Origin of the sequence: Nostoc sp., assembly GCF_036917315.1 — a bacterium.
Classification (GTDB): domain Bacteria; phylum Cyanobacteriota; class Cyanobacteriia; order Cyanobacteriales; family Nostocaceae; genus Nostoc.
Map to the genome: position 1 here is coordinate 1 of NZ_JBALDR010000055.1, position 5,133 is coordinate 5,133.

A 5,133-nucleotide genomic window follows, 5' to 3' on the forward strand; every position below is an offset into this window, starting at 1 on the left:
CTTTTGTCTCACAATTATTCTGCTCACTGATTACTGCCTTCTTTGATGAGGGGTAAGACCCCTCATTTATTCGCCAACAGTCTCATAGAATTCGCCAGGGCTGTTTAGCAATTAGCGCAAAAATTCCGCAAGTTGTTCTAATTTTGTCCAAGCCGCACCGCTTTGCAGAATTTCTTTGGCAAGGGCAATACTTTTAACACAACCTGCTAAAACATCAGTTTCCCCATGAATGGCTTCACCAACTTGCAGGGCTAAGGCTGTATTTAAAGCGACTACATCTTGTTGCGCTTGCGTGCCTTTACCTTGCAAAACTGCCTTCAAGATTTCGGCATTTTCTTGGACATCTCCACCATGCAACGCCGCAGTGGGTGCAAAACTTAAACCCAGTTCTTGAGGATTGAGCGTCAAAGAGCGGACTTTTTTATTTTGAAGTACAGCCAAGTCAGTGACATCTGCCAAACCAGCTTCATCTAAACGTTCTCGTCCGTGGACGGCGATCGCTTGCTGACATCCCAGTTTGGATAAAGCTTGCACAATCTCTTCCAGTAAAAGCGGGTCGTTGACACCAATAATTTGTCCCGTCGGTCGCATCGGATTTACTAGCGGGCCGAGCAAATTAAAAACAGTCCGCACCTTCAGAGTTTTTCGCAAAGTTGCGATCGCTTTGAGTGCAGGATGCCAGCCGGGAGCAAACAAAAAGGTGATTCCAACTTCGCCAACTGCGGCTTGTACTTTTTCAGGAGTGGCGTTGAGATTTATACCCAAAGCTTCTAGCACATCAGCGGAACCAGTCTTGCTGGATGCCGAACGATTGCCATGTTTGGCAACCTTTACCCCAGCAGCAGCGGCAACAAAAGCAACAGCAGTGGAAATATTAAAGGTTGAAGCACCATCTCCACCAGTTCCACAGGTGTCAATTAAGGGAGTATGTAGAGACGCGATTAATGGCGTCTGAGAAGATTGCGATTGCAAAACGGTGGCCATGCCAATTAATTCTTCGGCAGAGACGCCTTTAGCTTGAATTGCGGTTAAAATCGCTCCTGATAGAACATCGGGAATGGCATCTGTGAGCCAACCTTGCATCAAATCCGCAGCTTGGGAAACTGTCAACGATTGCCGATTTAACAACTGTTGTAATAAAGCTGGCCAGTTGTAGAGATCGGGAGGGATGGAGATGTTTTCAGGTGGAGTTTGAGTTAAAGCTATCATATTGGTCATTAGTCATTAGTCATTAGTCATTAGTCATTGGTCATTGGTCATTGGTCATTAGTCATTGGTCATTAGTCATTGGTCATTAGTCATTGGTCATTAGTCATTGGTCATTCACGAAGGACAAATGACAAATGACAAAGGACAAATGAGGATAAGAAGAGAAAATTAAGGAATAAGGACTTTGGCGACGGTTTGCACATCTTTGTCACCTCTGCCGGAGCAATTGATGACGATGCGGAGATTGCCTGTTAGCTGGGGACAAAGAGTATCTAGATAAGCGATCGCATGAGCCGTTTCTAAGGCTGGGATAATCCCTTCTAATTGCGAAAGCCTTTGAAATGCATCTAAAGCCTGTTTATCAGTCACACTGTAATACTCGGCGCGACCATAATCCTTTAAATAACTATGCTCTGGCCCAACACCGGGATAATCCAATCCGGCACTAATTGAATGGGCTTCGATTACTTGACCGTCATCATCTTGCAGTAAATAGCTCATTGCACCGTGCAATACACCTATTTTCCCTTTTGTCAAGGTAGCAGCGTGTTTTTCTGTGTTTACACCTTCACCCGCAGCTTCGACTCCGATTAGACGCACCGAAGGTTCATGCACAAATTCATTGAATAAGCCGATCGCGTTGGAACCTCCACCCACGCAAGCCAGTAAAATATCTGGTAGTCCTCCCCATTTTTCTAGGCATTGAGCGCGAGTTTCTATACCAATTATCACGTGGAAGTCACGGACAATCATCGGGTAGGGATGAGGCCCGGCAACGGAACCGAGGATGTAATGGGTTGTTTCTACATTCGTCACCCAATCTCGAATTGCTTCAGAAGTCGCATCCTTGAGAGTTCCTGTACCTGCTTCCACTGGTCGAACTTCTGCACCCATTAATTTCATGCGAAACACATTCAGGGCTTGGCGTTCCATATCCTGGACGCCCATGTAAATCACACATTTCAAACCAAATCGCGCACACACAGTTGCAGTTGCTACGCCATGTTGACCTGCACCTGTTTCGGCAATAATCCGTTGCTTCCCCATGCGCTTGGCTAGCAAAACCTGAGCCAAAGCATTATTTATTTTGTGAGCGCCTGTATGATTTAAATCTTCGCGCTTTAAATAAATTTGCGCTCCCGTGCCATCTGGTCTAGCGTAATTTGCTGTCAAGCGTTCAGCAAAATATAATGGGCTGGGTCGTCCGACATAATCACGCATTAAGTTTTGCAGTTCTGCTTGGAAACTCGGCTCATTGCGATATTGTTGATACGCAGCTTCCAATTCACTTAATGCAGGCATTAAAGTTTCCGGGACATATTTACCGCCGAATTTTCCAAACCTGCCCAAAGAATCTGGTTGTTGAGTTGGAGTTTTGATGTTTGGTATGCTTACCACTGGTTAAAATCCTTTTATGTTCAAGTATTTTTTACTTTCGTTCTAACTTTTTAGAACTTATGCCACAGTTGAAATCATCTTTGCGTTTTCTTTTCCCCGGTTTGGTAGGTATAGCCCAGTTTCCGGTGATTCAAAACGTCTATAGGGCGCACCAAATCGTTAGAGTCAAAATTTGGTAATAGGGATAGTAAATCTCCTAACGCCGTAGCTTTGGGGGTAGACATACCGCCGTCCCAAGGCCACATTAGGTCTTTAAGATTGTGTCCATAAGGTTGACCACCATCAGCAGGATAAAAATTGCTACCTTGATGACCGTTTTCTTGCCATTGGGCCCAGAGGCGGTCTACGTTGGCATGATGCAACCAAAACACTGGATCATAAGGCGAACTTGGGATATTGCCCATAGTACCCAGACCCTTAAACTTTACCGGTCTTGTACTCGCGTCTATCTGTACACCACCGACTAAACCATGAATGTAGTTGTGGATGAATCCTCCAGGGGTGACTTTACCTTGCTCATCTACAGAGATAAATCCTTCCAAAGCAGGGCGAAATAGAGAATAGTTATTTAGACGAAGGGCACGCTCAACATCTTTTTTGGGCACAGGATAATCACTGGCTGGGGGTAGTCTCAGAAAACGGACAAGTGATGTACCTAATGATGTTTGGGTTTCTGGGTCAATATTTAATGCTGGATTCATAACCCAGCCATTTGCAGCCGAAAAAGCGCCAGGCACAGCGCCGCCTGTAAAGTTTCCCTGATTTGGAATTTTGATGGTTACTCCTTGACCGTTAGAACCAAGAAAGTCATCGTTAAAAATTACATCAAGTGCTTTGGCATCTGTCCAATCCCAGTATGGCAGAGTAACATTTGGGTCTACTGCTTGCAGAGCTTGTTCAAATCTGCGAATATATTCTCGATGCCAGGGGAAAAATGCGGCATTTTCATGAGCAAGTTCTTGGACGGAACCATCAGAATGTCCTTTATGGTTATGAATCAAGCGTGTTGCCCCTATATGTATGGCAACGAATTGGTCGTAAATACTGACCTTGCTACCTGGGGGTATGACAGTTTTTAAGGTTTTGATAGCCTTAACGAAGGCTGTTTTCTCTGCTGATGTTAGGTCAGTTACGTTCTTTCTTACAGTTAAATAACCCTGTTGTCCTGGTAAATTGTAATTCCAATGGTATTTGTATTGTCCGCGATCGGTGCGATCGTGGGCGAAGACTGTAATAGCACAGGCACTAACTAGAAGTACGCTATAAATTAATATTTTGACAGATTTCAGTAGGAGTTTCATTATCTTAATGGAAGCAGGGGGCAGAGGGGCGCTACGGTGTATACACAAGTCTGAAATAGTTTACTCACCTGGTTTTACCCCACCCTAACCCTCCCCGATATATTGGGGAGGGAACTGGATTTCTTGTTTCCCCCCAATATATCGGGGGGATTAAGGGGGGTAATTTGACTTGTATACACCCTAAGTCTGCAAGTGAATTTATCTCACCTCTTGAAGAGATGGACTTTCGTGCCGACTTTCTGTAATGGCTGTTTTAAGTTCTCGACAAAATTCTTCCACGGCTTGCAATCCTTCTGTGGGGCTACCTTCAGCTAACCGTTTGACAAAGGCGCTGCCAACAATCACTGCATCTGCACCCCATTCCATTACTTGATGTGCTTGTTTTGCTTCTGAGATGCCAAAACCAACGCCGATGGGTTTATCGGTGACGCTTCGCAACTCGGTAATTAAATGTTCTACGCGGTTTTGGATTTGAGCGCGGATACCTGTAACGCCTGTAACACTTACCAAGTAGATAAAACCTTGAGATTGACGAGCGATCGCAACAATTCTATCTTGAGAACTGGTAGGAGCTACGAGTAAAATTACCTCAATTCCAAAAGATGCAGCAGTTTGGATTAATTCTTCTGCTTCTTCTAAGGGTAAGTCTGGTACTACCAATCCCTGCACCCCAGCAGTGGCAATTTGCGCCAAAAACGTCTTAATACCCCGGTGCAAAATGGGATTGTAGTAAGTAAATAGAATTATCGGCGCTTTTAGGCTAGGAATCACTACGTGTAACATCTCTAGCACTTGCTCTAATTTCGTGCCTTTTTGTAAAGCGCGGGTTGCTGCTGCTTGAATCACAGGCCCATCTGCGAGAGGATCGGAGTAGGGAATGCCCAACTCGATAAAGTCAGCACCGTTGCGATCTAAGATGCGTAAGGCTTCGGCAGTGGTTTCTAAATTAGGATCGCCTGCTGTGATAAAAGGGATTAAAGCACACTGTTGGCGATCGCGTAAAGTTTGAAAGGAATCGGAGATAGAGGTCATGCTGAAAAATAGTTAATGATTGGTTAATAGTTTTAGAATAATTTACACTTAGCAATTAGCGGTGCCCATGCTAAATTCTTTGTTAACGAGTCTTTTATCTCCATTAATGAGTCTTTGAACTCCATTAATGAGTCTTTGAACTCCATTAATGAGTCTTTGAACTCCATTAATGAGTCTTTGAACTCCATTAATG

Annotated in this window: 4 protein-coding genes; all 4 read right to left on the reverse strand. The window is 44.4% G+C overall.

All coding sequences use genetic code 11. From position 1 onward, the window contains the following. Nucleotides 1-111 precede the first annotated feature (111 nt). Nucleotides 112-1,209: an anthranilate phosphoribosyltransferase gene (gene trpD, locus V7K84_RS26365; RefSeq protein ID WP_334842482.1), complete on the reverse strand. Its 1,098-nt coding sequence runs from the start codon at nucleotides 1,207-1,209 to the stop codon at nucleotides 112-114. A gap of 168 nt (nucleotides 1,210-1,377) precedes the next feature. Continuing rightward, nucleotides 1,378-2,607 (reverse strand): tryptophan synthase subunit beta, encoded by a 1,230-nt coding sequence (gene trpB / locus V7K84_RS26370; RefSeq protein WP_334842475.1) that lies wholly within the window; start codon nucleotides 2,605-2,607, stop codon nucleotides 1,378-1,380. A gap of 74 nt (nucleotides 2,608-2,681) precedes the next feature. Beyond that, on the reverse strand, nucleotides 2,682-3,908 hold the full coding sequence (locus V7K84_RS26375; RefSeq protein WP_334842477.1) for a tyrosinase family protein: 1,227 nt from the start codon (nucleotides 3,906-3,908) through the stop codon (nucleotides 2,682-2,684). A gap of 198 nt (nucleotides 3,909-4,106) precedes the next feature. Further along, a complete protein-coding gene (trpA, locus tag V7K84_RS26380) occupies nucleotides 4,107-4,940 on the reverse strand; it encodes a tryptophan synthase subunit alpha (protein ID WP_334842479.1) in 834 nt (277 codons plus the stop codon). Nucleotides 4,941-5,133 lie beyond the last annotated feature (193 nt).

What these genes read in the sequence shown, in the direction of transcription:
- trpD (WP_334842482.1), bottom strand. Translation starts at nt 1,209, where the DNA reads ATGATAGCTTTAACTCAAACTCCACCTGAAAACATCTCCATCCCTCCC.
- V7K84_RS26375 (WP_334842477.1), bottom strand. Translation starts at nt 3,908, where the DNA reads ATGAAACTCCTACTGAAATCTGTCAAAATATTAATTTATAGCGTACTT.
- trpA (WP_334842479.1), bottom strand. Translation starts at nt 4,940, where the DNA reads ATGACCTCTATCTCCGATTCCTTTCAAACTTTACGCGATCGCCAACAG.